The sequence below is a fragment of the Giesbergeria giesbergeri genome (assembly GCF_054779375.1).
Window position 1 is genome coordinate 1 of the sequence record NZ_BAAGYJ010000002.1, and the last position, 22,479, is coordinate 22,479.

General features: G+C 53.0%; 36 protein-coding genes and 2 pseudogenes. 23 read left to right on the top strand and 15 right to left on the bottom strand.

What is annotated here, in order from left to right; all coding sequences use genetic code 11:
* The first annotated feature begins 274 nt into the window (after window positions 1–274).
* On the top strand, window positions 275–817 hold the full coding sequence (locus ACYVB2_RS04040) for a hypothetical protein (protein ID WP_382431248.1): 543 nt from the start codon (window positions 275–277) through the stop codon (window positions 815–817).
* Window positions 818–1,126: 309 nt separating this feature from the next.
* On the opposite strand, the gene ACYVB2_RS04045 is transcribed toward ACYVB2_RS04040, so the two are convergent.
* Complete coding sequence (locus ACYVB2_RS04045; RefSeq protein ID WP_382431246.1) at window positions 1,127–1,399, bottom strand: hypothetical protein; 273 nt, start codon at window positions 1,397–1,399, stop codon at window positions 1,127–1,129.
* Between the two features lie 265 nt (window positions 1,400–1,664).
* Here ACYVB2_RS04045 and ACYVB2_RS04050 point away from each other — a divergent pair.
* The 5 genes and pseudogenes from ACYVB2_RS04050 to ACYVB2_RS04070 form a co-directional block, all read left to right on the top strand.
* Window positions 1,665–1,790, top strand: a pseudogene (locus ACYVB2_RS04050) (DUF1010 domain-containing protein); the annotation flags it as partial.
* Window positions 1,791–2,040: 250 nt separating this feature from the next.
* On the top strand, window positions 2,041–2,880 hold the full coding sequence (locus tag ACYVB2_RS04055; RefSeq protein ID WP_460535411.1) for a hypothetical protein: 840 nt from the start codon (window positions 2,041–2,043) through the stop codon (window positions 2,878–2,880).
* Window positions 2,881–3,218: 338 nt separating this feature from the next.
* Complete coding sequence (locus ACYVB2_RS04060) at window positions 3,219–3,998, top strand: hypothetical protein (RefSeq protein WP_382431242.1); 780 nt, start codon at window positions 3,219–3,221, stop codon at window positions 3,996–3,998.
* A gap of 113 nt (window positions 3,999–4,111) precedes the next feature.
* Window positions 4,112–4,456, top strand: a complete 345-nt coding sequence (locus ACYVB2_RS04065) for a collagen-like triple helix repeat-containing protein (protein WP_460535989.1) — start codon at window positions 4,112–4,114, stop codon at window positions 4,454–4,456.
* 99 nt (window positions 4,457–4,555) lie between these two features.
* On the top strand, window positions 4,556–4,849 hold the full coding sequence (locus ACYVB2_RS04070) for a hypothetical protein (RefSeq protein ID WP_382431238.1): 294 nt from the start codon (window positions 4,556–4,558) through the stop codon (window positions 4,847–4,849).
* A 55-nt stretch (window positions 4,850–4,904) separates the two neighbouring features.
* On the opposite strand, the gene ACYVB2_RS04075 is transcribed toward ACYVB2_RS04070, so the two are convergent.
* From ACYVB2_RS04075 to ACYVB2_RS04095, 5 genes are all read right to left on the bottom strand, one after another.
* Window positions 4,905–5,942: a hypothetical protein gene (locus tag ACYVB2_RS04075; RefSeq protein ID WP_382431236.1), complete on the bottom strand. Its 1,038-nt coding sequence runs from the start codon at window positions 5,940–5,942 to the stop codon at window positions 4,905–4,907.
* A 9-nt stretch (window positions 5,943–5,951) separates the two neighbouring features.
* A complete protein-coding gene (locus ACYVB2_RS04080) occupies window positions 5,952–6,197 on the bottom strand; it encodes a hypothetical protein (protein WP_382431234.1) in 246 nt (81 codons plus the stop codon).
* A 13-nt stretch (window positions 6,198–6,210) separates the two neighbouring features.
* Window positions 6,211–7,425, bottom strand: a complete 1,215-nt coding sequence (locus tag ACYVB2_RS04085) for a helix-turn-helix domain-containing protein (protein ID WP_382431232.1) — start codon at window positions 7,423–7,425, stop codon at window positions 6,211–6,213.
* Window positions 7,422–7,682: a hypothetical protein gene (locus ACYVB2_RS04090; protein ID WP_382431230.1), complete on the bottom strand. Its 261-nt coding sequence runs from the start codon at window positions 7,680–7,682 to the stop codon at window positions 7,422–7,424. Before ACYVB2_RS04090 ends, ACYVB2_RS04085 begins: the two co-directional genes overlap by 4 nt.
* An 88-nt stretch (window positions 7,683–7,770) precedes the next feature.
* Window positions 7,771–8,145: a hypothetical protein gene (locus ACYVB2_RS04095; RefSeq protein ID WP_382431228.1), complete on the bottom strand. Its 375-nt coding sequence runs from the start codon at window positions 8,143–8,145 to the stop codon at window positions 7,771–7,773.
* A 157-nt stretch (window positions 8,146–8,302) separates the two neighbouring features.
* Here ACYVB2_RS04095 and ACYVB2_RS04100 point away from each other — a divergent pair, with 157 nt between their 5' ends.
* Window positions 8,303–8,476, top strand: coding sequence for a hypothetical protein (locus tag ACYVB2_RS04100; protein WP_382431226.1), 174 nt, complete (start codon window positions 8,303–8,305; stop codon window positions 8,474–8,476).
* On the opposite strand, the gene ACYVB2_RS04105 is transcribed toward ACYVB2_RS04100, so the two are convergent.
* Together ACYVB2_RS04105 and ACYVB2_RS04110 are read right to left on the bottom strand one after the other, a co-directional pair.
* Window positions 8,453–9,178: a hypothetical protein gene (locus ACYVB2_RS04105; protein WP_382431224.1), complete on the bottom strand. Its 726-nt coding sequence runs from the start codon at window positions 9,176–9,178 to the stop codon at window positions 8,453–8,455. The genes ACYVB2_RS04100 and ACYVB2_RS04105 overlap by 24 nt on opposite strands.
* A gap of 173 nt (window positions 9,179–9,351) precedes the next feature.
* The gene (locus tag ACYVB2_RS04110) at window positions 9,352–9,852 is read right to left on the bottom strand and encodes a hypothetical protein (RefSeq protein WP_382431222.1); all 501 of its coding nucleotides are present in this window, start codon (window positions 9,850–9,852) and stop codon (window positions 9,352–9,354) included.
* Between the two features lie 529 nt (window positions 9,853–10,381).
* Here ACYVB2_RS04110 and ACYVB2_RS04115 point away from each other — a divergent pair.
* The 4 genes from ACYVB2_RS04115 (at window position 10,382) to ACYVB2_RS04130 (ending at window position 12,661) form a co-directional block, all read left to right on the top strand.
* Window positions 10,382–10,693, top strand: coding sequence for a transcriptional regulator (locus tag ACYVB2_RS04115; RefSeq protein WP_460535420.1), 312 nt, complete (start codon window positions 10,382–10,384; stop codon window positions 10,691–10,693).
* Window positions 10,686–10,994 carry a BrnA antitoxin family protein gene (locus ACYVB2_RS04120; RefSeq protein ID WP_382431218.1) on the top strand — a complete coding sequence of 103 codons (309 nt, stop codon included), beginning with the start codon at window positions 10,686–10,688 and terminating at the stop codon, window positions 10,992–10,994. The genes ACYVB2_RS04115 and ACYVB2_RS04120 overlap by 8 nt, the downstream gene beginning before the upstream one ends.
* A gap of 63 nt (window positions 10,995–11,057) precedes the next feature.
* On the top strand, window positions 11,058–12,089 hold the full coding sequence (locus tag ACYVB2_RS04125) for a hypothetical protein (RefSeq protein WP_382431216.1): 1,032 nt from the start codon (window positions 11,058–11,060) through the stop codon (window positions 12,087–12,089).
* Entirely contained in the window at window positions 12,044–12,661 is a 618-nt protein-coding gene (locus ACYVB2_RS04130; RefSeq protein WP_382431214.1) for a hypothetical protein, read from the top strand. Before ACYVB2_RS04125 ends, ACYVB2_RS04130 begins: the two co-directional genes overlap by 46 nt.
* Window positions 12,662–12,698: 37 nt before the next feature.
* On the opposite strand, the gene ACYVB2_RS04135 is transcribed toward ACYVB2_RS04130, so the two are convergent.
* Together ACYVB2_RS04135 and ACYVB2_RS04140 are read right to left on the bottom strand one after the other, a co-directional pair.
* On the bottom strand, window positions 12,699–13,373 hold the full coding sequence (locus ACYVB2_RS04135; RefSeq protein WP_382431262.1) for a thermonuclease family protein: 675 nt from the start codon (window positions 13,371–13,373) through the stop codon (window positions 12,699–12,701).
* 447 nt (window positions 13,374–13,820) lie between these two features.
* A pseudogene (locus ACYVB2_RS04140) lies at window positions 13,821–13,925 on the bottom strand (hypothetical protein); the annotation flags it as partial.
* Window positions 13,926–14,101: 176 nt separating this feature from the next.
* Here ACYVB2_RS04140 and ACYVB2_RS04145 point away from each other — a divergent pair.
* A complete protein-coding gene (locus ACYVB2_RS04145; RefSeq protein WP_382431212.1) occupies window positions 14,102–14,254 on the top strand; it encodes a hypothetical protein in 153 nt (50 codons plus the stop codon).
* 1,260 nt (window positions 14,255–15,514) lie between these two features.
* Here ACYVB2_RS04145 and ACYVB2_RS04150 read toward each other — a convergent pair.
* The 4 genes from ACYVB2_RS04150 to ACYVB2_RS04165 all read right to left on the bottom strand — a co-directional run bounded on the left by ACYVB2_RS04150 (window position 15,515) and on the right by ACYVB2_RS04165 (window position 17,472).
* Window positions 15,515–15,961 (bottom strand): hypothetical protein, encoded by a 447-nt coding sequence (locus tag ACYVB2_RS04150; RefSeq protein ID WP_382431210.1) that lies wholly within the window; start codon window positions 15,959–15,961, stop codon window positions 15,515–15,517.
* Window positions 15,958–16,359, bottom strand: coding sequence for a helix-turn-helix domain-containing protein (locus ACYVB2_RS04155; RefSeq protein ID WP_382431208.1), 402 nt, complete (start codon window positions 16,357–16,359; stop codon window positions 15,958–15,960). The genes ACYVB2_RS04150 and ACYVB2_RS04155 overlap by 4 nt, the downstream gene beginning before the upstream one ends.
* A gap of 19 nt (window positions 16,360–16,378) precedes the next feature.
* The gene (locus ACYVB2_RS04160; protein WP_382431206.1) at window positions 16,379–16,828 is read right to left on the bottom strand and encodes a hypothetical protein; all 450 of its coding nucleotides are present in this window, start codon (window positions 16,826–16,828) and stop codon (window positions 16,379–16,381) included.
* A gap of 116 nt (window positions 16,829–16,944) precedes the next feature.
* On the bottom strand, window positions 16,945–17,472 hold the full coding sequence (locus ACYVB2_RS04165) for a helix-turn-helix domain-containing protein (RefSeq protein WP_382431204.1): 528 nt from the start codon (window positions 17,470–17,472) through the stop codon (window positions 16,945–16,947).
* A gap of 78 nt (window positions 17,473–17,550) precedes the next feature.
* Between ACYVB2_RS04165 and ACYVB2_RS04170 the strand changes: the two genes are divergently transcribed.
* Both ACYVB2_RS04170 and ACYVB2_RS04175 read left to right on the top strand, forming a co-directional pair.
* On the top strand, window positions 17,551–17,796 hold the full coding sequence (locus ACYVB2_RS04170; protein WP_382431202.1) for a helix-turn-helix domain-containing protein: 246 nt from the start codon (window positions 17,551–17,553) through the stop codon (window positions 17,794–17,796).
* A 5-nt stretch (window positions 17,797–17,801) separates the two neighbouring features.
* Window positions 17,802–18,029, top strand: coding sequence for a hypothetical protein (locus tag ACYVB2_RS04175; protein WP_382431200.1), 228 nt, complete (start codon window positions 17,802–17,804; stop codon window positions 18,027–18,029).
* A gap of 143 nt (window positions 18,030–18,172) precedes the next feature.
* On the opposite strand, the gene ACYVB2_RS04180 is transcribed toward ACYVB2_RS04175, so the two are convergent.
* On the bottom strand, window positions 18,173–18,418 hold the full coding sequence (locus ACYVB2_RS04180) for a hypothetical protein (RefSeq protein ID WP_382431199.1): 246 nt from the start codon (window positions 18,416–18,418) through the stop codon (window positions 18,173–18,175).
* 20 nt (window positions 18,419–18,438) lie between these two features.
* Between ACYVB2_RS04180 and ACYVB2_RS04185 the strand changes: the two genes are divergently transcribed.
* The 9 genes from ACYVB2_RS04185 (at window position 18,439) to ACYVB2_RS04225 (ending at window position 22,451) form a co-directional block, all read left to right on the top strand.
* Entirely contained in the window at window positions 18,439–18,582 is a 144-nt protein-coding gene (locus tag ACYVB2_RS04185; protein WP_382431198.1) for a hypothetical protein, read from the top strand.
* Window positions 18,579–18,758 carry a hypothetical protein gene (locus ACYVB2_RS04190; protein ID WP_382431197.1) on the top strand — a complete coding sequence of 60 codons (180 nt, stop codon included), beginning with the start codon at window positions 18,579–18,581 and terminating at the stop codon, window positions 18,756–18,758. The genes ACYVB2_RS04185 and ACYVB2_RS04190 overlap by 4 nt, the downstream gene beginning before the upstream one ends.
* A gap of 22 nt (window positions 18,759–18,780) precedes the next feature.
* Window positions 18,781–19,614, top strand: coding sequence for a helix-turn-helix domain-containing protein (locus ACYVB2_RS04195; protein ID WP_382431195.1), 834 nt, complete (start codon window positions 18,781–18,783; stop codon window positions 19,612–19,614).
* Window positions 19,615–19,684: 70 nt separating this feature from the next.
* Window positions 19,685–20,290, top strand: coding sequence for a hypothetical protein (locus tag ACYVB2_RS04200; protein WP_382431193.1), 606 nt, complete (start codon window positions 19,685–19,687; stop codon window positions 20,288–20,290).
* A 4-nt stretch (window positions 20,291–20,294) separates the two neighbouring features.
* Window positions 20,295–20,645 carry a DUF1064 domain-containing protein gene (locus ACYVB2_RS04205; RefSeq protein WP_382431191.1) on the top strand — a complete coding sequence of 117 codons (351 nt, stop codon included), beginning with the start codon at window positions 20,295–20,297 and terminating at the stop codon, window positions 20,643–20,645.
* A 26-nt stretch (window positions 20,646–20,671) separates the two neighbouring features.
* Complete coding sequence (locus ACYVB2_RS04210) at window positions 20,672–21,037, top strand: hypothetical protein (protein ID WP_382431189.1); 366 nt, start codon at window positions 20,672–20,674, stop codon at window positions 21,035–21,037.
* A gap of 149 nt (window positions 21,038–21,186) precedes the next feature.
* Complete coding sequence (locus ACYVB2_RS04215) at window positions 21,187–21,441, top strand: hypothetical protein (protein WP_382431187.1); 255 nt, start codon at window positions 21,187–21,189, stop codon at window positions 21,439–21,441.
* Between the two features lie 107 nt (window positions 21,442–21,548).
* Window positions 21,549–21,770, top strand: coding sequence for an HNH endonuclease (locus tag ACYVB2_RS04220; protein ID WP_460535993.1), 222 nt, complete (start codon window positions 21,549–21,551; stop codon window positions 21,768–21,770).
* Window positions 21,771–21,959: 189 nt separating this feature from the next.
* Window positions 21,960–22,451: a terminase small subunit gene (locus tag ACYVB2_RS04225; protein ID WP_382431184.1), complete on the top strand. Its 492-nt coding sequence runs from the start codon at window positions 21,960–21,962 to the stop codon at window positions 22,449–22,451.
* Window positions 22,452–22,479: the final 28 nt, after the last annotated feature.

Genomic DNA, 22,479 nt, shown 5'->3' on the forward strand with positions numbered 1-22,479 from the left:
GGCGGCACTGGCACAGGTTCGTTTTTCCGACTATGCTGCTGGCTTTGGGTGGCTGGTGTGTGGGCTTGGGTTCTAACTCGGCGCTCAAGCGGACAGCTTCCAGCCGCCGCTTACCTTGGTTCGTTAGCATTTCGCCCGCGCTGGTGCTCATTCCAAGGCTGCCAAAATCCAAGGTTTTCTGTCACTGGCGTTCAAAAGTAGGTTTTGCGTTTGGCTTGCCAGTCAGTGTTCTTTGGTTTCGTATAAGCACTGGTGCAGGTTTGGTTTTCCGGTTATGCTGCTGGCTTTGGGTAGCAGGTGTGTGGGCGTTGGTTCTAACTTGTCGCTCAAGCGGACGGCTTCCAGCCGCCGCTTACCTTGGTTCGTTAGCGGTATTGATATGGCGACTTGGAAAAATGTTATTTCAGGACTGTTAACTGTTGCAATTGTCACGATTGGTGGCTGTATCGTATGGCTCGATTACTATTTTTCTGGCATGTGTGCAACAACTGTAATTGATCAAGCAGCATCACCAAGTGGAAAAATTAAAGCTGTCGTATTTCAGATCGATTGTGGTGCTACCACTGATTTCAATAGCCAAGTGGCGATTGTTCCAGGGAATAAGAAAATTTCGGAGAAAGACGCACTACCCAAAAGCTTTTTCGCTGCGAATAGCGATTATGGCAAGGCTCCCGAAGGCAAGGCACATGGGCCAGAGCTTCGACTGAATTGGTTGTCTGACAGCAACTTAGAAATACAATACCATGAGTTCGCTCGCATCATACGTGCAGAAAAATCCTCAAAAGGTGTCGCTGTTGATTACCGCTCATTCCGCTAATGACTCTGGTAGTTGGTGCATGGGCGTGTGTTCTAACTCGGCGCTCAAGCGGACGGCTTCCAGCCGCCGCTTACCTTGGTTCGTTAGTCGTGTCTCACAGCAGTGCTCGTTCCAATGCTGTAAAAGTTTGTTTTTTCTGTCGCCGGTAATTTCAAAGTAGGTTTTACTTTTGATTGGTATAACCGATTTTTCGGTTCCCTTTTAGTGCTGGTGTAATTTTAGTTTTTTGGCTATCCTATTGGTATTTAGCGGCTGGCATGTCGGCGCAGGTCTAACTCTGCGCTCAAGCGGACAGCTTTCAGCTGCCGCTTACCTTAGTTCGTTAGATGGCTTGTCGTATCGACGGCAGTTGTCGCAAAAACCGTCCGGCTCATCTTCGCCAACATCTAGCAAACTGAAGCTGTCGGTGTACCAAGCGCAGCGCGGATTTCCGCATCGCTCTACGTTGTGATTTAGGAGTGATTCGTTGAGGACTGAACGATCAATTCCAAGCTCCCGCATCACTCTATCTGCGCCATCGGCATAACTTGTAATAGTATCGATTTGATCGTCAGTTAAATTAACCATCGGCTTCTTCGCCATGACTTCATCCTTAAAAATTATGTTCTAACGTTCCGCTCAAGCGGACGGCTTCCAGCCGCCGCTTACCTTGGTTCGTTAGAGTGTGTCCAATGCCAGCATCCGCGTTCCACAGTTGAATGACGCAGCAGTCCACGTTTTTCCATTCGTGCAGCAGCTCCGGCGGCAACCCACTGGCCTTTCTTTGGCCCACCGTTGTGCCGGTATATTGGTGTTTTCAACCAGCAGGCATCCGGCCATAGTATGTTTGCTATGAAGCGCGTGTTCATGGCATCATTGCTTGGGTTGGCCGCCCTTAGTTTTTCTGCCATTTGTTCAAGTGTTGCCATTTGAATTTGGTTCTAACGTTTCGCTCAAGCCGACCCGCAGGCGGGCGGCTTATCTTGGGCGTTAGCATTTTTCCTACGGTAGTGCTGATTCCACGGCTGTCAAAATCCGGGTTTTTCTGCCGCTAGTGTTCAAAAGTAAACTTTGTTTTTGGCTTGCCGATCAGTATTCTTTGGCTTCGTATTGGCGCTGGTGCAGGTTCGCTTTTCCGGCTATGCTGCTGGCTTTAGGTGGCTGGTTTGTGGGCTTGGGTTCTAATCTTTCGCTCAAGCGGACGACTTCCAGCCTTTTTGGTTCGTTAAGCATCAAACACACCCATGCACGCAGAACCACCAGTTCCACTCGACGCTGTACGCGACGCTCTCGAACGATCGGGCTACCTTATGGAGTCCCGGCTCGTTCGCATCCTCACCGCTGCTGACTTCTTTGTCGAACCCAATGTGTCTCACAAGGATCCTCGTACAGGCAAGGCGCGAGAGATCGACTTGACGGCCGAGAGCGCCTTACGATCATTTCGCCGAGGCGTTTGTGTTAAGACGACCTTCGTGATTGAGGCTGTCAATAACCGCTTCCCGATAGTTCTTCTCACGGAGCGGCCGTCGTCTCCAAACGCAGACTTCGAGAGCTACGTAAAGTTTGGTACGAGTCCTAACCCGTGTCCGTTCCTTCATGAAATTCACATCTATGATGAGAAGGGAGCGGATTGGAACAACCTCTTCTCGCAGTTCTGTGCCCTGAGCAAGAAGAGCGGCAAAGACGAATTAATGGCCAGTCATCCTGACGATATTTACTCATCGCTTCTCAAGGCCGCGGAGTACACGGAAGACCAAGTTGCCGATTTTGAAGAATGGACAGAAAACGAGACTGGAAAGTATTGGCGACTTTTTGTTTGGCATCCTATGCTGGTAGTCAGCGGCCAACTGCTAACGGCGAAGTTCTCCCCAGAGGGTGCCATCCTCTTGCAGGAAGCTCCACTTGCACGCTTGGAGTTCAATTGGCATGACGGCGACAGTCGGAAAACGACGGTTATTGAGGTAGTTCGAGAGGACTTTCTCCTTGAGCGTTTGGAGGCCATTCGTGCTCAAGACGATATCCTTGAAGCTCGAATTCACGATCTGATGGCTTCCCATAAGTCGCTCGATGGCACACTCCAGTGACGTCTGGCAGTTTGATTATGTTAAACGTTAGCACTTGCTCACGGTGGTGTTTGTTCTACGCCCATTCTGCTGGCTTTGCGTGGCTGGTGTGTGGGCTTGGGTTCTAACTTTTCGCTCAAGCGGACAGCTTTCAGCCGCCGCTTACCTTGGTTCGTTGGGCATGTCATTAAGCACCTTGAATGGAGAAGCCGATGAAATATTTAATATTGCTCGCGGGATTAATAGCACCAACATTCGCATATTCATGTGGGATTAATGAGTATGAGAAGTGTTACCAGGCATGCATAATCCCAAGGCCATTTGGTGGGTGCGCACAGGAGATAAAGGATTGCAAATGCTTGCCAAAAATTAGCGGCACTATAGGTCAGATTGGAGAAGAATCCAAGAGGGCGGTGAACAACATTGCAAGAGAACTTGGAAAAACACCTGAAGCAATTCAAGCATGCTTAGGTAATATACCTCAATGTGCCAGCGAAATTGTTTCAGCTCCATTAGTACTTCCAGTGCAAGCGTATATTGACGGACTATATCGCCAATCTGAAGGAAGAACCCATTCGTTTTCTCCAGAATTTGTTGCGCTTGCGCAACAATATTTTAGCGTTGATTTGAGTCGCATAACCTTTGCCGATGATATAAACACAGGCTCAGGAATGTCCGTTTCTTACTGTGATCGGATTTTTTTCGTCAGACATGGCAATTTGTGGCAAGACAGAAGCGAATTACATCACGTATTGCATGAACTTGAACATACCGTGCAGTGCCAAAATAGGGGGAAACGTACCTATTTGGCGGAGTACGTTCTAAAAGCTGGTCTGGATGTGGTTAAGAAAGGTCGTTTTGACGTGCATGATGTTCATGATTTTGAAGTTGCTGCTGAGGCTAAAGCGAACCAAGTAACAGATATTCTTTGGAACAAAATACGTAGTGGCACAGTGGCTGCGCCAGGGTCACCCATGATTACACCACAATACCAACCACAACCATACACGCCTTTTCCTTCCCAGCAAAATGGGGATGTTTGTGTGACTCAGGTCAACTCTTGTAAGTGGGTTGGGCCAGTTGGGTGGAATTGCATGTGTGCTTCGCCTTGGGGACTTCAGTCCGGAATAATTCGTTAATAATGCCCAAAAAACGCTTCGAGAGGGACGCTCCAACAGCCGGCTTTGCCGCCTGTTTCCGCGCCCCTCAAACTGCACGTTAGGCACCAAGGAGAAAAATCATGGCTGAATGGATGTTTGATAGGTACGGCAAGCCTTGCGTAATCTGGGACGATACAAAGATTCGTGATCGACACGGAAAAGTTATCGCCTGGCTAAGCGGCGATAATGTCTACTCATTAAAAGGTGATCATATTGGCTGGTTTGATCATGGAGTCATATTTGACTCCACCAACTCAGCATTGGCATTCAGCCGAAACCGCACAACTGGCTTACCCAGCGTACCGGGTCTTTCTGGCACACCCGGTATGCCCGGATTCGCCGGCACGCCAGGCCGCCCAGGATACTCAGGTACTCCAGGCCGCCCTGGCAGCAGAGGTTGGTCTAATCAAAATCCCACTGCGTATCTTAGTGCCTAACAATGCGCTCAACTATCGCTCACTTCATTCGCTGGACAGCCCAAAGCTACGCTTTTGTCTTCCCGTTAGCTTAATCGTTAGGCCTCATAAGGGAATGCCATGGAAGAATTAATTGCTCATGCAATAAATCAGAAGAAATTTATCGAATTCAGATATCAAGGCAGGCACCGAGTTGCAGAACCCCATGTGCTCGGGATAACTAACGGAATTAAGCAGGTTCTTTGTTATCAAACAGGTGGTCATAGCAGTCGTGGCAATCTTCCAGATTGGCGTCGTTTTGACCTTCATGAAATAGTTGGTCTAAAAGTTCTTGAGACAACATTCCCGGGGAAGCGTCCTTACCCATCTGGGCGGCATAGCAGCTTTGACCATCGTATTGCTATTGTGCAGTAATGGTCTAACAAGTCACTCAAGCGGACAGCTTGCAGCTGCTGCTTACCTTTGTGCGTTAGATCAACACTCCCTGCTTTCCGCTGGCCAGCCGGTAGCCTTGGCCGCAGCGTTCAATCAGGCCTTCGGCCACCAGACAGGCCTGAATAGTGCGGGCTGCGCTGGTGTTGCCCCCCACCAAGGTTTGAATGGCCCGCACGCTCGGCACACTCAGGTTTCCATCGAGTACGGCGGCACGGGCAGCGGCATAGCGTGGCCCCGGCGCTGGCACAGTGGGCACGGTGACAGCTGGCACGGCCCATGTCATGGGGGCCACGGCCATGCTGATGGCGGGCACGGTCACACTGCGCCACTTGGCACTGGCTGGTGGCACGGGCACGGTGGGCATGGTTGCCTTTGGCACCACTGGCACCGGCACGCCACAGCAGGCAGCGCGCAGCAGGGCTCCAGCAGCGGCACACATCACCAGTCCCATCACACAGATCAGCACAGCACGCGCCACGGTGTAGACCAGCATGCCCGTCTGGCCGAAGGTGTCGGCCAGCGTGGGGCGTTGGCTGGCCAGCAAGCCCGCCAGCTCTTGCGCTTGGGTGTCAGCCTGCTGCTGCAACTCTTGGGCTGTGCGCAGGGTCTGGGCACCATCTTGGCGCTGGCCAATGAACCGGCTACCCACCTGCTCTTGGGCTGTTGCGCTCAAACTGGCGGCGTTGGCTTGGGCTTGGGCGATGCTAGTGCGCAGGTGCTCAATGCGGGCCAGTTGCCCAGCTTGAGCTGCGGTACCGGCCTGCACCAGCGCGTGCTGGGTAGCAAACACGGTGACGCACTCAAATGCCAGTAGCAGCGCACCAGCGGTGAGCAGCAAGGGGCGCAGGCTGTGGCCACGCGGCAGCAGGGCGGCGATGAAAAACGCGGCCACCTCTGCGGCAATCATCAGCAGGCCCGCAACAGCCATGGCTTGGCGGGCAGCAGCATCGGCTTCGGTCTGTTGCAGGCCCAGTACGAAGAAGTCAGCGGTCACGGCGCTGGCAGCGAGCCCGATGGCAGCGGCCAGCAGAGCCAATGCAATCACGGCCCAGCGGGGGAGTTGGTGGTGCATATTGGCTCCTTACAGGTTGGCCCATTCGGGGATTGATTCCCAGGCTGCACTCAACTCCTGAGCAGGATTGACAGCCGATGATTTGAGCTGATCATCGTGAAATCGCCAGAACAAATCGCACATCGCATGCACGCCCCCTTGATCGGCAGCCTGTTGTCCAATATTGCGCAGCTCTGTCCATGCACGGTGTTCACCTTGCCGGGCTGCGATACAAAGCGCCCGTATACGTCCAAATTCCATTCCGGTTTGACACATGGTGTTCTCCTGCTCACACAGTGACGGCCACTGTGCGGGCCACATTGATTTCAGCGTGCAATGCCCGGTAGTTGATGCGTAGAACTTGGCAACTGTCTCGCATCACCTGCGGGGTGAGATTGACCCCGGCGCGGGCACGGCGCACGTTTTCAATTGCCCAGCTGGGGCCCGTCAATTCGTCTGTTGCCGGGATGCGGTCTGCCGGGGCCGCCATCGTTGTTGTATGCAGGCTTCGGGCCAACAGAATGGCAATCTGGGCCTTGGTAGCTGCATCTGGGGCCGCAGCCTGGGCTTGTTGCTCTGGGGTCAGCGCGGGCGCAGGCTGGGGCCGTACCGGTTGTGCTGTGGGCGCGACTGGGGCCGGTGCGGGTGGTGCAAAGTAGTCGGCCTTGAAAAAGTTCCGGCCTGTGCGCTCCAAAATCCACTGGGCGGCTTGCATGGCAGTGATACCAGACTTGGCCGCTTCGGCGCGCAGCTGGGCAATGTCTGCCACGGTGAGGGGCGGTTTGCCGTTGTTGGCGCGCTGTGCGTTGATGCGGTCAACCAGTTGTGCAAAAGCGGCTGTGTCGTCCTGCTGGGCTGTTGGCTGTTCGGACTTTTGAGACTGCGAAGCAAAAAAGGCAGGGGAGGGGGCAGGCTCTGGCGCAGCCAGGGTGGCTGGTGCTGGAGCTGGCACAGGTGCTGGTGGCGTGGCGCGTGCCTCCGTTCCCTCCCGTTCTTTCAGTTCCTCCGTTCCCTCCGTTCCCTCCGTTCCCTCCGTTCCTTGTGCAGAGATTTCTGTGTTTGTGTCAGGTTTTGCAGCATTGGGCACTGTGGGGGGCACTGGCGATGACTTGAGAAAGTCTGCACTGCCGAGCATATTTTTGGCCCATGTGATGCCTTCTATGGCGACCGCCTGCAGGTTTTTTTCTTGCAAAACGTAGGCTGGCGTGCGTATACCAGCCACTTTGCCCACCAGTACCAGCCCCAGCTCTTTCAGAGTGGCTAGATGTTTTTCAACGGTAGTGCGGTGCATCCCGCATAGCTTGGCTAAGCGGGCTACGCTGGGCCAAGCGCAGCCAGCGGTGTCGTTGTGATGGACGCACAGCACCATGGCCACGAACTTGGTGCCGCTGGGCAGGTTTGCGCGCACGGTGCTTTGCAGCAAGCGTAAGTTGGCACTTTTGAGTTCGATTTCGGCTTCGAACAGTTCTGCATCAGTGCATGGGGTGAAAACAGCCTGTGTCATGCTGCCACTCCTTCGTGCTCCATGTTGCGGTCAAACGCAAACAGGATGCCGCCGAGATCTTTAATTTCTATCAGCGTGTCGGTTTCTTTACAAGCGAGTGCCATCATTGCTAGGCGCAATGCGTATTGGTCAAGGCCACAAGAAATAGTTTTTTCAAGAGCAATCAGTCGCTTAAACGCATCTAGCCTGCGTTGGTAAACGTCAAGGAGCAAGTGGAGTTTGTAATCAAGCGTGGTGGGGGCAAGAGATTGAGTCATGGCGACCTCCAAAACAGAACAATGGGACGAAGCAACCCACAGCCAGCCGCACGCAGCGACTGTCAGGCAAGTGGGTAGGGTGGGGCGGTTAAGCCGCTACGGCTGTGCGCTTGGGCGCGACCGTGGGGGTAGCGTTGTCGATGGCCCGCAGACGGGCCAAGGCCATATCAGCCATGTAGGCTTGGAGCTGCAATTGCTTTTGCCATGCCTGCACGTCGGCAATGGTTTGTTGCAGCATGCTGGCGCTGCCATGCAGGAAAAGCCCGGCATTCAACTGGGAGCGGCTGCGGCTAAGCACCGTCATGGTCAAGCGCCGCACGGGTTCCCAAGTGGTGCTCTGGAGGACTTCGTAAGCTTCGATCTGCGCGCATGACAGCAGTGGCCGGAAGTTGGTGGTGGCCACCGCAATAGCGGCGTGTTCTGTACGACTGCGCGGGGCAGTGCGGATGGAGGTGTCAGCCATGATGGCTCCTTCTGGACGTTGTAGGAGCCTGACAACCTCGCTTCCCAACGAGGGTGGCAGGCCGTGTAGGGTAGGAAGACCGGCAGAAGGTACCGGCGCACCTTGCGGTGCCCCCACACGGCCCACCATAAAACGTGTCCGTGCGTGCAGCATCAAAATGAAAAAAGCCGCTCCCCAAAAGTGGCGCGGCTTGCTGCGCCTTCTGAAACCGGGCTTCCCAACCCGTGCCCTGCTTTTTTTGCAGGGCGGGGGTAGTGTAGCGCAAGCATTCCAACTTGGCTACCACCTGATGATGGGCGCAAGAAATTTAACGAACTGGCTCAATCCGTAACACAGCAAATCTGTTCTTGCCCAAGGTTAGCTTTGCCACGGTCGGGCCATTGCCAAAAATCTTGGCGTATTCCTGTTTTGGAAGTTCATAAATTTTGAATCCGACACCTGCCCTCTGCCTATTGTCAACATAGTAGTTGACAGTATCCCAAGAATCTTTCGTCCACTCCTCAACAGAAAGGCTTTCGTGCAAATCCTTAGGATCAGAAACAGGCATCCATACTGTGACCTCAACATTTCCATCTTCATCAGGTTGTGGATTTGCATATCCAAACCGTCTGACCGGCTCATCTGCTTGTGGCTTAGAAGAGAGGTAAATTTTTAGACTATCAGGAATGTCGAGTTCAATGGTGTACTCATACTCTCCTCCGTCTGGAGTTGTCATTCCATTGGTGATTGCTGCCGCTACTGAGATGTGTTCAACATATTTTGGTAAATCACTGATGTATGACCGATAGGTTTTTGCATACTCTCTGGATAGATGAGCAACCGTTTTTCCTTCAATTACCACTTTGACTGCATTAGAGTCATAAGGGTTCTTATTATCCAAAACAAGATAGGCAATAAAGAAAGACAGCGCCCGCTTTCCCACTGGATTTTGAGCCAGCTTTGATATTCTACTTCGATAGTGCGAAGTGCCTACAGCTTCTATTTTGAAGCACATTGTTGATTCAAAATGACCGTAGTTTTTCAGTGTATCCATATACCCCGCCAAAATCGAATACATCAACGTTACATAACGATGAGAAAAGCTCCTACTTATCTCTCGTAGGTACAGTTTACTGTATCAAGTGCAACCTAAGCAGGCGGCTAGATAGCACAGACATCTAATATAATTAACAAATTTTGCTTAAACGGCGTGAAATTACCACTCAATCAAAGAAATTCTTTTGCATTGGCAATATTTCCTCCTGCTATCTTCTTTTTAAAAGCACGAATTGCGTTTTGACATTTAATGTCACTCCAATCAATCAAAACAACTCCAGCCTTTTCATAATTTCCTTCAGCTTTCTTTATTTCATCATTTTCTTTATTTGTTGTGATATTAACTCTCTCACATTTTTTTATTAAATTAACAAAATCATTAAAACCTTCATCCTCACTAGCATTTGACTCCTTGTGCTTTTCAAGCAATTGAGACAAACTGCTAGAGAGTCGCTCGAAATGTTCAAATACTAAGTTTTTCCTCTGAAGAACAGCTTTCTCAGAGACTTTTCCTGTAAAAAAACAGACTTTCTTACCAACAGTTCGATTCATAACAGCAGAATACCAAGCTCTCGCTCGCTTAGGCCCAACATGATCACGATCTGCAAGCCATCTCATATCTTGATAAATTAACCGCAGTTGAGTCATTGTTTCTTGATCAAAATCACTCATAGACAACCCATATAAAAATTAAAACCCGTCCAAAGCCGCCAATGGCATCAGATCGGCTGTACTACCCGCATCAGTGACAGTGCCGCTCTGGTCTGTGATAGAGAAGCGCCCATTCTGGTAAAGCACACAAGCCACTAGCATAGCAGCGGCCATAGTTCGTGCCATTGGAGACGGTTGCGGTGCCTTACGCTGTATGTTCTGGAAACTTCTGTTCTACCCAGTGGAAGATACGGTCATGAACCGCAGCAGTGGTAGGGTTCTGATGTTCACTGTAGGCTGTCCATTCATGGCTGTGACAGGCCCAACGCCCGCCCGGTATTGCCACAGGGTCTGTGCATTGCCGCTGACACACACTCCTACCCTGCTGCTCGACAGGCTGCTATGTGCTTCTGGTGCCGGTCTGGGTGCAAGCACGCCAAACCGGTGTCTTGCTTTTCTGCAAAGGGGGAGCGGGTTGCACAAAGTGGAATACTGGCTGATGTACTAACAAATAATTGCTGTACTAATTATTTGTTGTTACGATAGGCGTATGTTGACCGTTGTCGAAACCGAAGAATTCAAGGCCTGGGCAGCTCAGGTGTGGAGCGATACCGAGCGAGAAGCATTCATCGACTGGATTGCGGACAACCCCGAGGCAGGCGATGTGATCCTAGGCACCAGCGGGCTACGCAAGGTGCGCTGGGGCCGTGCCGGTATGGGCAAACGTGGTGGTGCACGGGTGATCTACTTCACGCGCAATGCCCGTGGCGAAATCGTGTTGGTGCTGGTGTATGCCAAGGCCAAGTTTGACAACATCCGCCCTGAACTGTTGAACCGACTCAAGGAAAAATACGATGTATGACGATCAACTCAAGCCTCACTCAGACCCCGAAATACGGGAATTTGAAGAGGCGCTGATGCGTTCTATAGGCCAATCCCAGCATGGTGAATTTGCCCGTGTGCATACCCCCACTGACATTGCTGCACGGCGCAAAGCGGGACGACCTGTAGGAACAGTAAAAGCTGCACCCAAGCAATCGACCACCATCCGCCTCTCTCCAGAGGTCATGGCAGCTTTTAAGGCCACTGGCAGAGGCTGGCAAACACGGATTGATGCTGCTCTCAAAGAGTGGCTCCAGGCGCATTCGCTGATCTGCAAATAGATTTGTAATTAATTTTGTATAAAGTTAATTTCGGCCTCTTTGAATAAATTATTAAATTTAAAAATGATAAAACCAAAAACAATCAAGAAAAATTTGGTGTACAAACGAGCCGTATTTAATAAAAATCTAGACAATGAATCACTTAAGACATTAATTGAACAATCCCTCAACAAGAAGACAACTATTGGAGATAGGCGAATAAACATTTCTGGCGACAAAGAAAATCCCATCTATCAAATCATAGGCACGCCGCACTGCGAATCTGGTGGCTTTGTCTTTGGTGCTTTAATGACCTATGCTCCAGGAACTGATCCATTGTTCTTGGTTGATGATGATGAAGCCCTCGACGTAATTATAGAAAAACTAAAAGCGCCATCCACCGAAAGTGGAAAACGACGTGAATTTCTATCGTCCATGATGTACTTTGGTGTTCTTGAAAATCACTTAGTGCTCATGCAATCACAAGCACTAAGATCCAATCAACTAGAATCATTTCTTCAGTGGTTCCTTCACGAGGCAGAAGTAATAAAAGGAAACAATACTTTTTCTCTAATAGACATACCAACACCGGATATAATAGAGAAATTAAACAAAGGAAAAAATGTCATCTCCATCACAATTGGTGGCGAAGTCAATCATGAAAAAACCATGCAACAAATGTCATTACTTCCTGAAGATAATGATGACGAGTTGCATGAAGATAAGAATACAGACTCAAACAAGGCTAGGGAAAACATCTGGGGATTAGGTCTTTTGAGAGGCCTACTAAACCCATCAAAATCATCAGAGATAAATCTTGAAAAACTACACAACTCAAACATACAAATGAGTGTGACATTAGGTTACAAGCGCAGTACAACTGACAAAGGTCAAGAATTAATGGATACGCTTGGAGCGGCGCTCCGTCACAATGAGTATATTGAAACATCTTTAAAACTAAAAGATGGAACCGAAATTAAAGGCAATGATCTAAAAATTACGGGTTCAATTTCAGTGTCGTCTTATGATGGTCAACTAAGTCAATCCGAAGTTTTTGAAGGGATGAGGCAATGGCTACTGGAAAAGATTTCGTCAAGCGAGATATCTATCTGCTGATAGATTGGTTGGCAGTTCCACGCAAAATAACTCTACCCACCCTTATAGCAATAGGCTTAACAATCGGCCAGCTGCTATGGATTTATATTGATAGCTCTAAGATATTTTCTTGGCTTTCTGGTTTGTCATCTCCATTTTGCATGATGTGTGCAACAGTTGTTTGGGCCATGCGTGAAAAATTAGACGACACTATAGACCAAGATTCCATGTCTGCAAGCGAATACAAATCCTTTGTCAAATTAAATAATGAGCACCGCAATAGATCAACACAGTGGGCAATATTCACTGGTGCAATGGCCTTGATATCATCATTCCCAGCTATCGCTGATCAATTGATTGGGTCTGTGTGGCATTGGATGGTGCTGGCATCATGCACAGCGGTTGCATCTACAATTTACCCATATTTGCTAGCTGCATACTGGGAACGACAAGCTAAAAACTACGTAAGTCAAAAGAAGTTGGAAGCCAAGATAAAAACAGAAAAACGAACGCTAGAACTTTTAATTGGTAAATCTAAAAACTCAAACCAACCCAATAAGGGCTGGTCGAATGGGCCTAATATCATGGCATGAACGCCATGTGCCTCTTAAATATTCTGAAAATTACGGATCAGAATCCTTCGGATGCCGCCAACGGTGTCAAATCGGCTGCGCTACCTGCATCGGTCGCATTACCGTTCTGATCCACAATCAAGAAGCGCCCATTTTGGTAACGCACACACAAGCCACTGGCATAGCAGCGCCCATAGGCTCCGCTGTTCGAGGTGGTTTCAGTACCCTGCGCAGTGAACTCAGGGAACTTGTGTTCAACCCAATCAAACACCCGGTCATGGACTGCCGCCGTGGTGGGTGCGCTGATATTGACCGCAGGCTGCCCATTCGTGGCTGTGACTGGCCCAACACCAGCGCGGTATTGCCAAGGTGCCTGTGCGCTGCTGCTGGCCCACAGCCCACTCTTTGCGGCTTGGGCGAATGCTTGCAGTGTGGGTAGGCTGCTGCCAGCTTCAAGGTACTTGGTATAGGCCCAAGCACACCCTTGGAACACCATGGCGGCTCCCACGTCCTGCCCTTGGGCGGATACGCTGGCAATGGTGCGACCGTAGCGGTCTTTGCCATCGCTGCACATTTGCACAATCCCACTGCCAAGGATGTTGGTCAAGCAGGTGGTTGCATCCACACCAAAGGTTTGGCTGCGCTCAGGGGCATCAATCTGGTTGATCCGAACGCGCTCTAGACCCTGCTCGGTACGCACAGAAATGGTATCGCCATCAATCACCCGATCCACGGTGGCCGTGGTGCAGGTGCCGGGTGGGGTAGCGGGCTTGGTGGCAACTTCGGGCGGACTGGTGGGGGCCGGTGCGGGCGCAGGTGTGGGTGCTGGAGCTGGAGCTGGAGCTGGAGCTGGAGCTGGAGCTGGTGCTGGTGCTGGTGCTGGTGCTGGTGCTGGTGCTGGTGCTGGTGCTGGTGCTGGTGCTGGTGCTGGTGCTGGTGCTGGGGCTGGGGCTGGTGCTGGGGCTGGTGCTGGTGCTGGTGCTGGTGCTGGTGCTGGTGCTGGTGCTGGTGCTGGTGCTGGTGCAGGTGTTGGGGCTGGTGCAGGCGTTGGAGCTGGTGCAGGCGTTGGAGCTGGTGCAGGCGTTGGAGCTGGTGCAGGTGTTGGGGCTGGTGCAGGCGTTGGAGCTGGTGCAGGGGACGGACTGTTGTGGCAGTGATAGCCGCCTGTTTTTCTGTTGTGATGGCAACCATAACGATCTAAGCCCCCAGAGTGGGCCAGTGCAGCTGAGGTGGTAATGGTGCTGACGGCAGCAATCAATAGTTGGATGCGGGCGGTTCGGTTCATGGGTGTGCTGATGTGAACAGGGGGCAGACGCCCAATATAACCCTGCGTCGGCTTGATTTGCACTATTTTGGTGCTTGGATTCAGCCTGGTCACAACCAATGGCTCCTACACAAGAAGGTGTAGCAGCTTCTATCGGTGTACATTTTCTGTACTACAACCCTTCTGAGGAGAACTTGATGAAAAAGACGATTTCTGTTTTGACTGCAATGGCGATGCTACTGGGGCTGGCGCTGGACGCCGGTGCAGCCAATCGCAAGGGCAGCCACCGGGTGGGCGGCACCAACAGCCACGGCAAAGGCAGCCACTACATTGGTGGTCACAAGCGTTGAACCATGAACCAAGCGTGAACCAAACTATGAACCAGCCCGCCATGAGCGGGCTTTTTAACGAGCTGCTCGAATGACCTCTACGTTGTTGCCAGTGCCCCAGCGCTGGGGTTATCATTTCTATCCGTCTTGCGCTTTCGCGTATGACTCTGAAAAGTCTTTGCCCCCATTAGCCGGGGGGCACGGCGCGTGGTGTTTCGTGTGGCGTCTCTTGGTTCACGAGGGTGGGTACTCCTCAACCATCAGCCAGTTCTGATCCCATGCCATCTATCGTGCGGCTCTAACGTTGCAATATGCAGTGCTCTCTTTGAAGGGGGGTGCCCTTGGCATGTGCTTCGTCATGTTGTTTTCCCTTTGAATGATTGTCGGTACAGCGCCTAGCGGCTGCTTGCTGATCACTATCAGTGCTATCGCTGTCGGGCAGTTACGGTGACAGCTCAACGCCGGAATTGCCCCAGATTTACCCCTCTGGAGCGCCGCCTGCTTCGGGGCTTCGGTAGGGCTGGTAGGTGATGTGGTGGGCTGGCTGGACTTGATACCAGCTAGGTGAAGGCGATGATTCACGAGCGCCCAGCCTTATTTCGGGCTTACATCAGGGATGGCCCGAGGGTGTCGTCTGCTGCATCGCATCAGCGCGTTTCCTTCAACGCCGCAGCCACCGCATCTTTGGTGATGGCCGTACAGTGCTTTTCACCACCCTTGTATTTCCCTACGGGGCACTGCACGACCATCGCCAAAAAGCCCTGTTGCCAAGGCGCTTTGGTTTCGCCCCTGTTGCCAAGGGCAGGGCATCTGGTAGCCATTCGCTGAATCAACATTCAGCACCGTTTTTTCGCTCCGTGGTGTCATCCTCTTGCGTCCGTCCTCAACGTGCCCGCAATCCCTTCCCTGTCCCGTTTACCGCTCTTGGGCGGACTGGAAACCGCCCGGAGTGGCGGCGATAACCCAAGCCCATGCCTTGGGGTCTCTCTGTGCCGGACGAATGCCCCGCGTTGGGGGAGCAAGCAACATCGGCCTATAGCAGTGTTAAAGATGCTGGGCGATCCTCCAGTCGATGCCAGGGTACCCATGCCGCTTTGGTTTGCGACATGGGTAATTCTACAACTGTAGAAAATAAATACCCACATATGTAGAAAACTTTTATAAAAACAAGGGTAAACCCTAATAAAACAAACACCCCCTTCTGCTGTTGCACCCCCGTGCTAGTGTGCTGGGCATAAAAAAACCGCCTCGAAGGCGGTTGGTTGGTGGGGTAAGTGATGTCTACGCAGACTGTCCCGCTTCAAGTGAGGGTTGGCCTACGATCCGAAGTACTTCGCTTTGGTAATCTAGGCCATTGGCCGTAATGCGAACCCGCAAAGCCATGCCAGCGCGGGCCATGAACGGGATCATCTCCAATGGTACGTTTAACATGGTGTGCCCATCTTCGTCGGTCACTTCGTTGAACAACTCCGCCTGTGGCGGCTCCATGACAAAATGGGTCTCGGTCAGCACTTGGTCGCCGTCCAGCAATTGCAGTTGGACATCGTCTGAAGACCACACGCCTGAGAAGATCAGCACGTTCCACGCCACAAGTTTTGGCAACAACACCTCAGTACCGTGAATCCCCATAACGCCGTGATAAATGCCCATTGCAGAGAGCTTGCCACCTGCTTCTTGACGCAGGTCGTCGCAAAACAGTGTGAAGGCCGTCGTGGTTGGGCCGGTCATGCTTGTACACCCTGACGGATGGCTGCGAGCACCTTGTCCACACTGACCCCCAACCCTAAGGCGAGAGCTTCTAGGGTGGCCGCATCTGGGTTAGGCACTTTGCCATTTTCCAGCCTCGACAGATGTGGCTGCGGCAGGCCACAAGCCTCACTGAGTGCTTTTTGAGAAAGGCCGCACTGCAAACGCAACGCTGCCAGCGAGGCCAAGCCGTGACTTTGCAACGCCGTGCCCAGCGATTCACGTGCTGCACGCGCCATCTCTTGGCCTGCTGGTGTGGCCAGCAATTCGGCGCGTCGGCGTGAGGTGGGGCGCTGGGTTTTGGCAGGATTGCGGGCCAATGGGCGCAGCTCTGGCAGCACCTGAGTCACGGTTTGCCCGGACTGAAAACCGGGGGTCACAACAGGTTGCTGTGCCCCATTAACAGGGAATGCGAGCGATGCCGTAACGGTCATAGTCAGAGCGTACGCGCTGTGCAAATTCACTGTGTTCATCATAATCATCACTCCTGTGCATCAATCCCATGATCCAGATAGATGGATTGGGAGCCACATGGTGTACGGCGTAGATCAACCGCACCGGCAGCAGGACCCCATCTTGCCGCCACATTTTCAAATAGTAGAGGTTGTAGCCCCACTGTTTTGACCATTCCACTGGGGCGGCGTCGAACCGTGGGTCGTTAATGTGTTGAAACCGGCTCCACGTAAGCGCCTCCCTGACCTTGGCGTTTTCTACCAATAGATCAAAGAGTTCATCCAAGAAAAGTCCGTTGTCTTCGTTTTCTACATAGACGGCATCCAAGTCTTCCTGCACACCGTCAGCCCATTCGATGCAATAGTCTATAACTCTACGATTATATTCGTTGGCCATGTGGTGATGCTACCACTATGCAGCCATCGTCTTTTTACACTGGCTTTTGGTATGTGCATCCTTTGGGTGCTTGGTGGCATGGTCTGGTGGGAAACATCACAATTTGCGCACTGGGCCTAGCCCGTGACATGTCTTTTATCAGCCGTGCTGCCAATTGTGCTGTGCTGAGTAGCCAACATACTTTGGATGATGCCTTCGACAGCCGTCTTTTGCTGGGGGGTTAGCGCCTCCCACTGCTCCCGCTTGATGCTGCCAAAAGGCCATGCGTGTTCTATGTGGTGAACGCCACCAACCCGAGCCCCTTGCGCTGCCACTTCACTCTGAATCTGTTGAATTAGCTGCTCTATGGTTTGCAGTGCTTCGGCCATTGTTGATGGCTTTGACTGCCCGGTTTGAGGGGCGACTTCTGATACAACTCGATTGCCGCCCCCGAAGTTAGGGGTGTAAGTGGTCGATTCATCCAGCAGCTGATCTAGCGTCAGTCCCAGAGCCTTCGCCAAAGGCGCGGCGTACTTTGACCTCTGGCTGTCCCTGTTCTCCATTGCGCTGATGGTTCCAACATCGACGCGCGATTTCTCAGACAGTGACTCCAGAGTCCAGCCCAATAGTTCGCGGTACCGCTTAATTTGTTTTCCGAGTGCCATCCCTGCACCTTATACAAATGTGAGTTAGCACCTACTACGCTTATAGATATTGTTTATCTACAACTGTAGAATGTGTGCATGAATCCAATTCAACGAGCCATTGACATCACCGGCGGCGTATCGGGCTTGGCCGCTGTAATTGGTGCATCTTCCCCCGCTATCTATTCGTGGCGCAGCGGTGCAAGGACTTTCCCCGCCGAGCTTTGCCCCTCTATCGAAAAAGCCACCTCCGGAGTTGTGCGCTGCGAAGACCTGCGCCCCGATGTGGATTGGGCATACCTGCGCGGCACAGCCAAGCCCACTACCAGCCCTACAGGAGCCTAAAGCAAATGGCCAACCCCCACGATGTCCGTGTCGTCACCTGCCTCACCGCAGATGAGTTCTTTTCCATGCAGACGATGGCTGATAGCGAAGGCATGACGCAATCGGCATTCATTCGGCACCTCCTCAGGTTAGAGGCCCGCCGTCGGGCGATGGCCCAAGTGTCCGAGCAACAGCGCCTGCACGCTATCGAAGAACCCGCACAGGTTGTGCGCAGCGGCGGGGCAGGCACATGAAAAGCTGTATCTACCAGCATTTGGCTCTGTGCTGTTTGTTTACTTGGCAGCATTCTGCTGGCGCTGCCTAACTCTCAGCTTTAACAGCCCGAAGGGCAAGGAAGACCGCATGGATAAATCCACCAGCCGCCTCATCGCTGCCGTCAAACGCGCTGAGCAGCAGTGCTTAGCAGACCGAGGTACGCCTCCACAACCGCATCCCGAATCTGGGCCTCCACTGGCGGCGTCCCTTCCGACTCATCCAGAGATTTCGCATCCAGATTTGATGTCTTTAAGTGCAACGCGGCCTGAGCTGCATTCAAAGGCGGTAGCGTCTGAATGATGGCGGTCAGCACTGAGGACAACGCACTGGTTTGACCCCGAAGTGCGTCCAAATCGGTTTCTTTCATGGCAAAGGCCCTTTCTATGAATGATGGTTGGAATCTTCATTCTAGGAGAGGTGCCGTTTGCCGCCCATTCAACTCAATGGAGCATCTCCATCATGTCCCCTATGCGCCTTGCTGGCGCTGCCTTCCTGTCCATCAACCGTGACCTGCAAGAGGTGGCCGCATGACCACAGATCAGTTCCGAGCACTTCTGGAGCGGCGGTTCCACGGCAGCATCCACTATATGCAGGCATGGGCCAAGAAACTGATGAGGCGGCACCGGGACGGCCTTCCCGTCAGCCCTATGGAACTGCAATCGGCCCGTGCCACGCTGGTCTATATCGACGAAAAAGGGCTAGCGTGAGACCAAGCCAAGGAGACCACACATGAGCGTCAGGGTAATGACTGCGGTGTTCGAGCGTTACCCCAATGGTGGGGGGGAGATGTTGCTGGCGCTGGCACTGGCTGACCACGCAAGCGATGACGGCAGCCGTGTGTTCCCGAAAGTCAAAGATCTTGCAATCAAGACCCGCCAGTCCGAACGAGCTGTGCAGTACCAGCTGCGCCGAATGGAAGAGACGGGATGGCTGACCCTAGTAGGCTATGGCAACGGTGGCCGCAGTATGGCCCGTGAGTACCAAATCTCTCAAGATTGGATAAACGGTGCAGAAATTGCACCCATGCAAAAGGGTGCAAACGACGACAGTAAAGGGTGCAAAACAGAGCATGAAAGGGTGCAACCTATTGCACCCGCAAATAACCGTCATAAATCATCAATAAACCATCAATCTGTTCAGCGTGCGCAAGCGCCCGCACCAGCCAGTCCCCGCAAAGTTAGATCCAAGTCCAAACCCCCGCTGGATGAGACTGCGCTACAAGCAGCCTGCCGAGCCACATGGGAAGCCTACTCAACCGCCTACGCAGCCCGCTACGGCACAGCACCACTGCGCAATGCAAAGGTCAACGCCGCGATCAAAGGTTTTGTGCAGCGTGTTGGTCACGACGAGGCCCCAGCTGTAGCGGGGTTCTTTGTCGACCGGGTGGCAGATCCGCTGGTCGTGCGCCGTATGCACGACACCGGCCTGCTGCTGGCCAACGCTGAGGCATACCGGACGCAGTGGGTCACAGGCCGCACACCTATGCCAGCCCCAACCCACAGCCACAACAAACACAGCGCCGCAGCCAAAGCCATCTTTGATGACGGCTTCCCTGACTACTGAGCTTAGACGCATGACCATGAAGCCGATTTCCGCCATCGTGCTAGCCCAACAGAGAGGGGCAGACAGCTCTGTGCCAAAGGAAAGTGCACAGGCGGCGGGCGTGCAGGAACAGGCACGGGCTGCCGTGGCGTGGCTCTGGCGCATGATGCACGGCACCTACGGCAGCCTGTTCGTCAGCCGCTTTGCTACTGGTGAGATCGAGGACAAAGGGCCAGATAGGGGAAAAGACAAGGGGGTTCTGGCAGCCCGCCAAGTGTGGGAGGCCAGTATGCGCAACTTCAGCCCTGACACCGTGAAGACAGCATTCCGGCAGGCAGTGCAAGTCCACTCGGAATTCCCGCCAACGCTGCCCCAGTTCGTGGCTTTGTGCCATGCAAACAAGCCGCGCCAAACTTATCGCCCAGCTGCTGGCGCTGCTATCGAGATGGGGCAGCCCCTGCGCAGTGCTTATGCAGCAAAGGCTAGAGAAATCAATGCCTGCTATGACGCGAAGGGCTACAGCCGGGCCACACAAACGCAACCAGATGACTCTGTAGGTGGACTGGATTTGCTCAAACAGGCTATTGCCCAGGCCGTGGCCTGTACTGGTGGTGATGAGGCCATTGAGCTGATGCGTCTGGATCGGCTGCTGGCGCCGACCTGCAAAACCAGAATGATCATAAAAAACGAGGGATAGCCCATTGGAACAGCAGACCAAGCCGCCAAAGTACGGCAATACAAAGACCGTGGTGAACGACATTAAATTTGACAGTCGGGCCGAAGCACAGCGTTACAGCCACTTGATGATCCTGCAACGGGCTGGGCACATTTCCAACCTACGCTGTCAGGTGTCGTTCGAGCTGGTGTCCGGCGTGAAGTTTGCTGGCGCTGCCCGTGCCAAACCATCTATCCGCTACGTGGCCGATTTCGTTTATACCGAGAATGGTAAAGAGGTGATTGAAGACGTGAAGGGCGTTGAAACCCAAGAGTTCAAGATCAAGCGACACCTCATGCTGGCGCTGCTGGGCAAGGAAGTGCGGGTGCTGAAATGAGCCGGGCAGAAAGAGGATATGTGGCTGTGCCGGTCGAACTGCGGGATGCGGAAGAGTTGCTGGAGCGGTATGGCCGGTGGGCTCAAGACCGCTACCGTAAGCAACGCTGTGCCAGTGCCGAGGGTGGATACCAAGCACCGACCCTCGGACGTGATGAAGAGCGCCCCCTGTCTGCGCCATTGCCAGACTGGAATGCAATGCAGGTGCAGCGCGCATTGCAGGTGGTGCCGATGCAGTTTCGCCGTGTGCTGCACGCCTACTACATCCCACAGCGACTGCCGCATCACGCTATCCGTCGGCAACTCAAGATCACGTCTGGCACTTGGGAGCGCAGCAGGTTGGAAGGCCTTCGCCAGTTCTCGAACATCTACCGCTTGCGTTACTTGACATGATGATGCACAATCGCGCCATTACTCCGCGACACTGAGTCGTGTGCTTCGGTTGCCTCATGGCAGCCGGAGGCATGAGGAAAAGAAAAAAGCCCGCTGGCCTGTGCCTTGCGGGCTTTTGTGTTTTTGGTCGCAGCAACTGGATGATCCTGATGATCTATACCCGTGACAACGTGGCCCATAACACCAAGGTTTTTGATGTCATGGCGGGGCGATGGCTGGATCGTGTCATCAGTCTGGATACGGACACTGGTGTGGTGGTGTTTTGCGCATCACCGTTCAAGGTTGATTCACGCGGCCATGTTGAAACTATTGAACTGCGCTTCGATGCCATTCACGCGATCAGCGGTGGGGGCCGACGCCCAGTGTTATTCCACTGCTACCGGCATTCCCCGGTGCTGCGCTGATGAAGCTCACCACACTAAGGAGCAGTCTCCCGGTGCTGAACACCCAGCGCGTTCAAGTGCTGGATACCAAAGCAGGGGCCACGGAGCGCATTCGTGGACGGGGCTGGATGCGGCAGCGGGAACGCATCGGTTTGCGGGATCACTACAAGTGTGCTGCATGTGGTGCGATTCGCTCAGACCATGACGTTGATCACCGAATTCCGTTAGAGAAGGGCGGCAGTAACGACGACAGCAATCTGCAATTGTTGTGTTCTGGCCCAGATCGTTGCCATGCCAAGAAGACAGCGGCAGAGGCCAAGGCTAGGGCTGGCAGGGGGTGGGGGAGTTAAAAGTCTGGAGGCCTTGAAGCCGGAAACCGACCTGTCCTTTAGGCGCAGAAAATTTCCCCCGTCAGAAAAAATGTTAAAGCTTTAACATCCCTATGAAATAGCCCGGAAGCCGCGCCAGTATTGGGTTTGAGCCATTTTTCTAGGCAATTTTGATGTTAAAGGGATGTTAAAACCCTAGAGGAGTAAGCGATGGCGCTGACAGGCAAGAAACGGCTGTTCGCCGAAGCCCTGTTGGCTGGCAAATCGAACAAGCAAGCTGCGCTAGATGCTGGGTACAGCCCGGCGTCTGCATCTGCGGCTGGGTCGAGGCTGGCAAAAGACCAGGACGTGCTGGCTCACTTGGCGAGAAAAAAGGTCAAGCAGGAAAAATTGGCACAGGCTCCAGCACAGTCGGATGCGGATCAGCCGCCATCTTCGGGTGCCGAGGGGAGCAAATTCGACATTAGTTTGGCTGTGTCCCACCAGAATCCCAGAGCATTCTTGATGGCTGCGATGAATGACCTGGTGCTGGAACCAAAACTGCGCATTGACGCTGCCAAGGCGCTCATGCCTTTTGAGTTCGCCAAGAAGGGGGAAGGAGGCAAGAAAGAGCAACAAGCAGATGCCGCCAAGAAGGTGGCCAGCAAGTTTTCACAGGGAGCCTCCCCAAAACTTGTCGCCTCGGGCGGCAAATCCGTGTAACCGCCACTTAGGCGGTTTTTTTACGTCT

Excerpts from the sequence above, each read along its gene's own strand:
- ACYVB2_RS04130 (WP_382431214.1), top strand. The coding sequence starts at position 12,044 with ATGGCTACTGGAAAAGATTTCGTCAAGCGAGATATCTATCTGCTGATA.
- ACYVB2_RS04145 (WP_382431212.1), top strand. The coding sequence starts at position 14,102 with ATGAAAAAGACGATTTCTGTTTTGACTGCAATGGCGATGCTACTGGGG.
- ACYVB2_RS04125 (WP_382431216.1), top strand. The coding sequence starts at position 11,058 with ATGATAAAACCAAAAACAATCAAGAAAAATTTGGTGTACAAACGAGCC.
- ACYVB2_RS04170 (WP_382431202.1), top strand. The coding sequence starts at position 17,551 with ATGAATCCAATTCAACGAGCCATTGACATCACCGGCGGCGTATCGGGC.
- ACYVB2_RS04215 (WP_382431187.1), top strand. The coding sequence starts at position 21,187 with ATGATCTATACCCGTGACAACGTGGCCCATAACACCAAGGTTTTTGAT.
- ACYVB2_RS04095 (WP_382431228.1), bottom strand. The coding sequence starts at position 8,145 with ATGGCTGACACCTCCATCCGCACTGCCCCGCGCAGTCGTACAGAACAC.
- ACYVB2_RS04190 (WP_382431197.1), top strand. The coding sequence starts at position 18,579 with ATGACCACAGATCAGTTCCGAGCACTTCTGGAGCGGCGGTTCCACGGC.
- ACYVB2_RS04115 (WP_460535420.1), top strand. The coding sequence starts at position 10,382 with ATGTTGACCGTTGTCGAAACCGAAGAATTCAAGGCCTGGGCAGCTCAG.
- ACYVB2_RS04055 (WP_460535411.1), top strand. The coding sequence starts at position 2,041 with ATGCACGCAGAACCACCAGTTCCACTCGACGCTGTACGCGACGCTCTC.
- ACYVB2_RS04080 (WP_382431234.1), bottom strand. The coding sequence starts at position 6,197 with ATGTGTCAAACCGGAATGGAATTTGGACGTATACGGGCGCTTTGTATC.
- ACYVB2_RS04085 (WP_382431232.1), bottom strand. The coding sequence starts at position 7,425 with ATGACACAGGCTGTTTTCACCCCATGCACTGATGCAGAACTGTTCGAA.
- ACYVB2_RS04220 (WP_460535993.1), top strand. The coding sequence starts at position 21,549 with ATGCGGCAGCGGGAACGCATCGGTTTGCGGGATCACTACAAGTGTGCT.
- ACYVB2_RS04110 (WP_382431222.1), bottom strand. The coding sequence starts at position 9,852 with ATGAGTGATTTTGATCAAGAAACAATGACTCAACTGCGGTTAATTTAT.
- ACYVB2_RS04150 (WP_382431210.1), bottom strand. The coding sequence starts at position 15,961 with ATGACCGGCCCAACCACGACGGCCTTCACACTGTTTTGCGACGACCTG.
- ACYVB2_RS04105 (WP_382431224.1), bottom strand. The coding sequence starts at position 9,178 with ATGGATACACTGAAAAACTACGGTCATTTTGAATCAACAATGTGCTTC.
- ACYVB2_RS04165 (WP_382431204.1), bottom strand. The coding sequence starts at position 17,472 with ATGGCACTCGGAAAACAAATTAAGCGGTACCGCGAACTATTGGGCTGG.
- ACYVB2_RS04225 (WP_382431184.1), top strand. The coding sequence starts at position 21,960 with ATGGCGCTGACAGGCAAGAAACGGCTGTTCGCCGAAGCCCTGTTGGCT.
- ACYVB2_RS04160 (WP_382431206.1), bottom strand. The coding sequence starts at position 16,828 with ATGGCCAACGAATATAATCGTAGAGTTATAGACTATTGCATCGAATGG.
- ACYVB2_RS04070 (WP_382431238.1), top strand. The coding sequence starts at position 4,556 with ATGGAAGAATTAATTGCTCATGCAATAAATCAGAAGAAATTTATCGAA.
- ACYVB2_RS04075 (WP_382431236.1), bottom strand. The coding sequence starts at position 5,942 with ATGCACCACCAACTCCCCCGCTGGGCCGTGATTGCATTGGCTCTGCTG.
- ACYVB2_RS04175 (WP_382431200.1), top strand. The coding sequence starts at position 17,802 with ATGGCCAACCCCCACGATGTCCGTGTCGTCACCTGCCTCACCGCAGAT.
- ACYVB2_RS04120 (WP_382431218.1), top strand. The coding sequence starts at position 10,686 with ATGTATGACGATCAACTCAAGCCTCACTCAGACCCCGAAATACGGGAA.
- ACYVB2_RS04090 (WP_382431230.1), bottom strand. The coding sequence starts at position 7,682 with ATGACTCAATCTCTTGCCCCCACCACGCTTGATTACAAACTCCACTTG.
- ACYVB2_RS04195 (WP_382431195.1), top strand. The coding sequence starts at position 18,781 with ATGAGCGTCAGGGTAATGACTGCGGTGTTCGAGCGTTACCCCAATGGT.
- ACYVB2_RS04100 (WP_382431226.1), top strand. The coding sequence starts at position 8,303 with ATGAAAAAAGCCGCTCCCCAAAAGTGGCGCGGCTTGCTGCGCCTTCTG.
- ACYVB2_RS04045 (WP_382431246.1), bottom strand. The coding sequence starts at position 1,399 with ATGGCGAAGAAGCCGATGGTTAATTTAACTGACGATCAAATCGATACT.
- ACYVB2_RS04180 (WP_382431199.1), bottom strand. The coding sequence starts at position 18,418 with ATGAAAGAAACCGATTTGGACGCACTTCGGGGTCAAACCAGTGCGTTG.
- ACYVB2_RS04185 (WP_382431198.1), top strand. The coding sequence starts at position 18,439 with ATGATGGTTGGAATCTTCATTCTAGGAGAGGTGCCGTTTGCCGCCCAT.
- ACYVB2_RS04040 (WP_382431248.1), top strand. The coding sequence starts at position 275 with ATGCTGCTGGCTTTGGGTAGCAGGTGTGTGGGCGTTGGTTCTAACTTG.
- ACYVB2_RS04065 (WP_460535989.1), top strand. The coding sequence starts at position 4,112 with ATGTTTGATAGGTACGGCAAGCCTTGCGTAATCTGGGACGATACAAAG.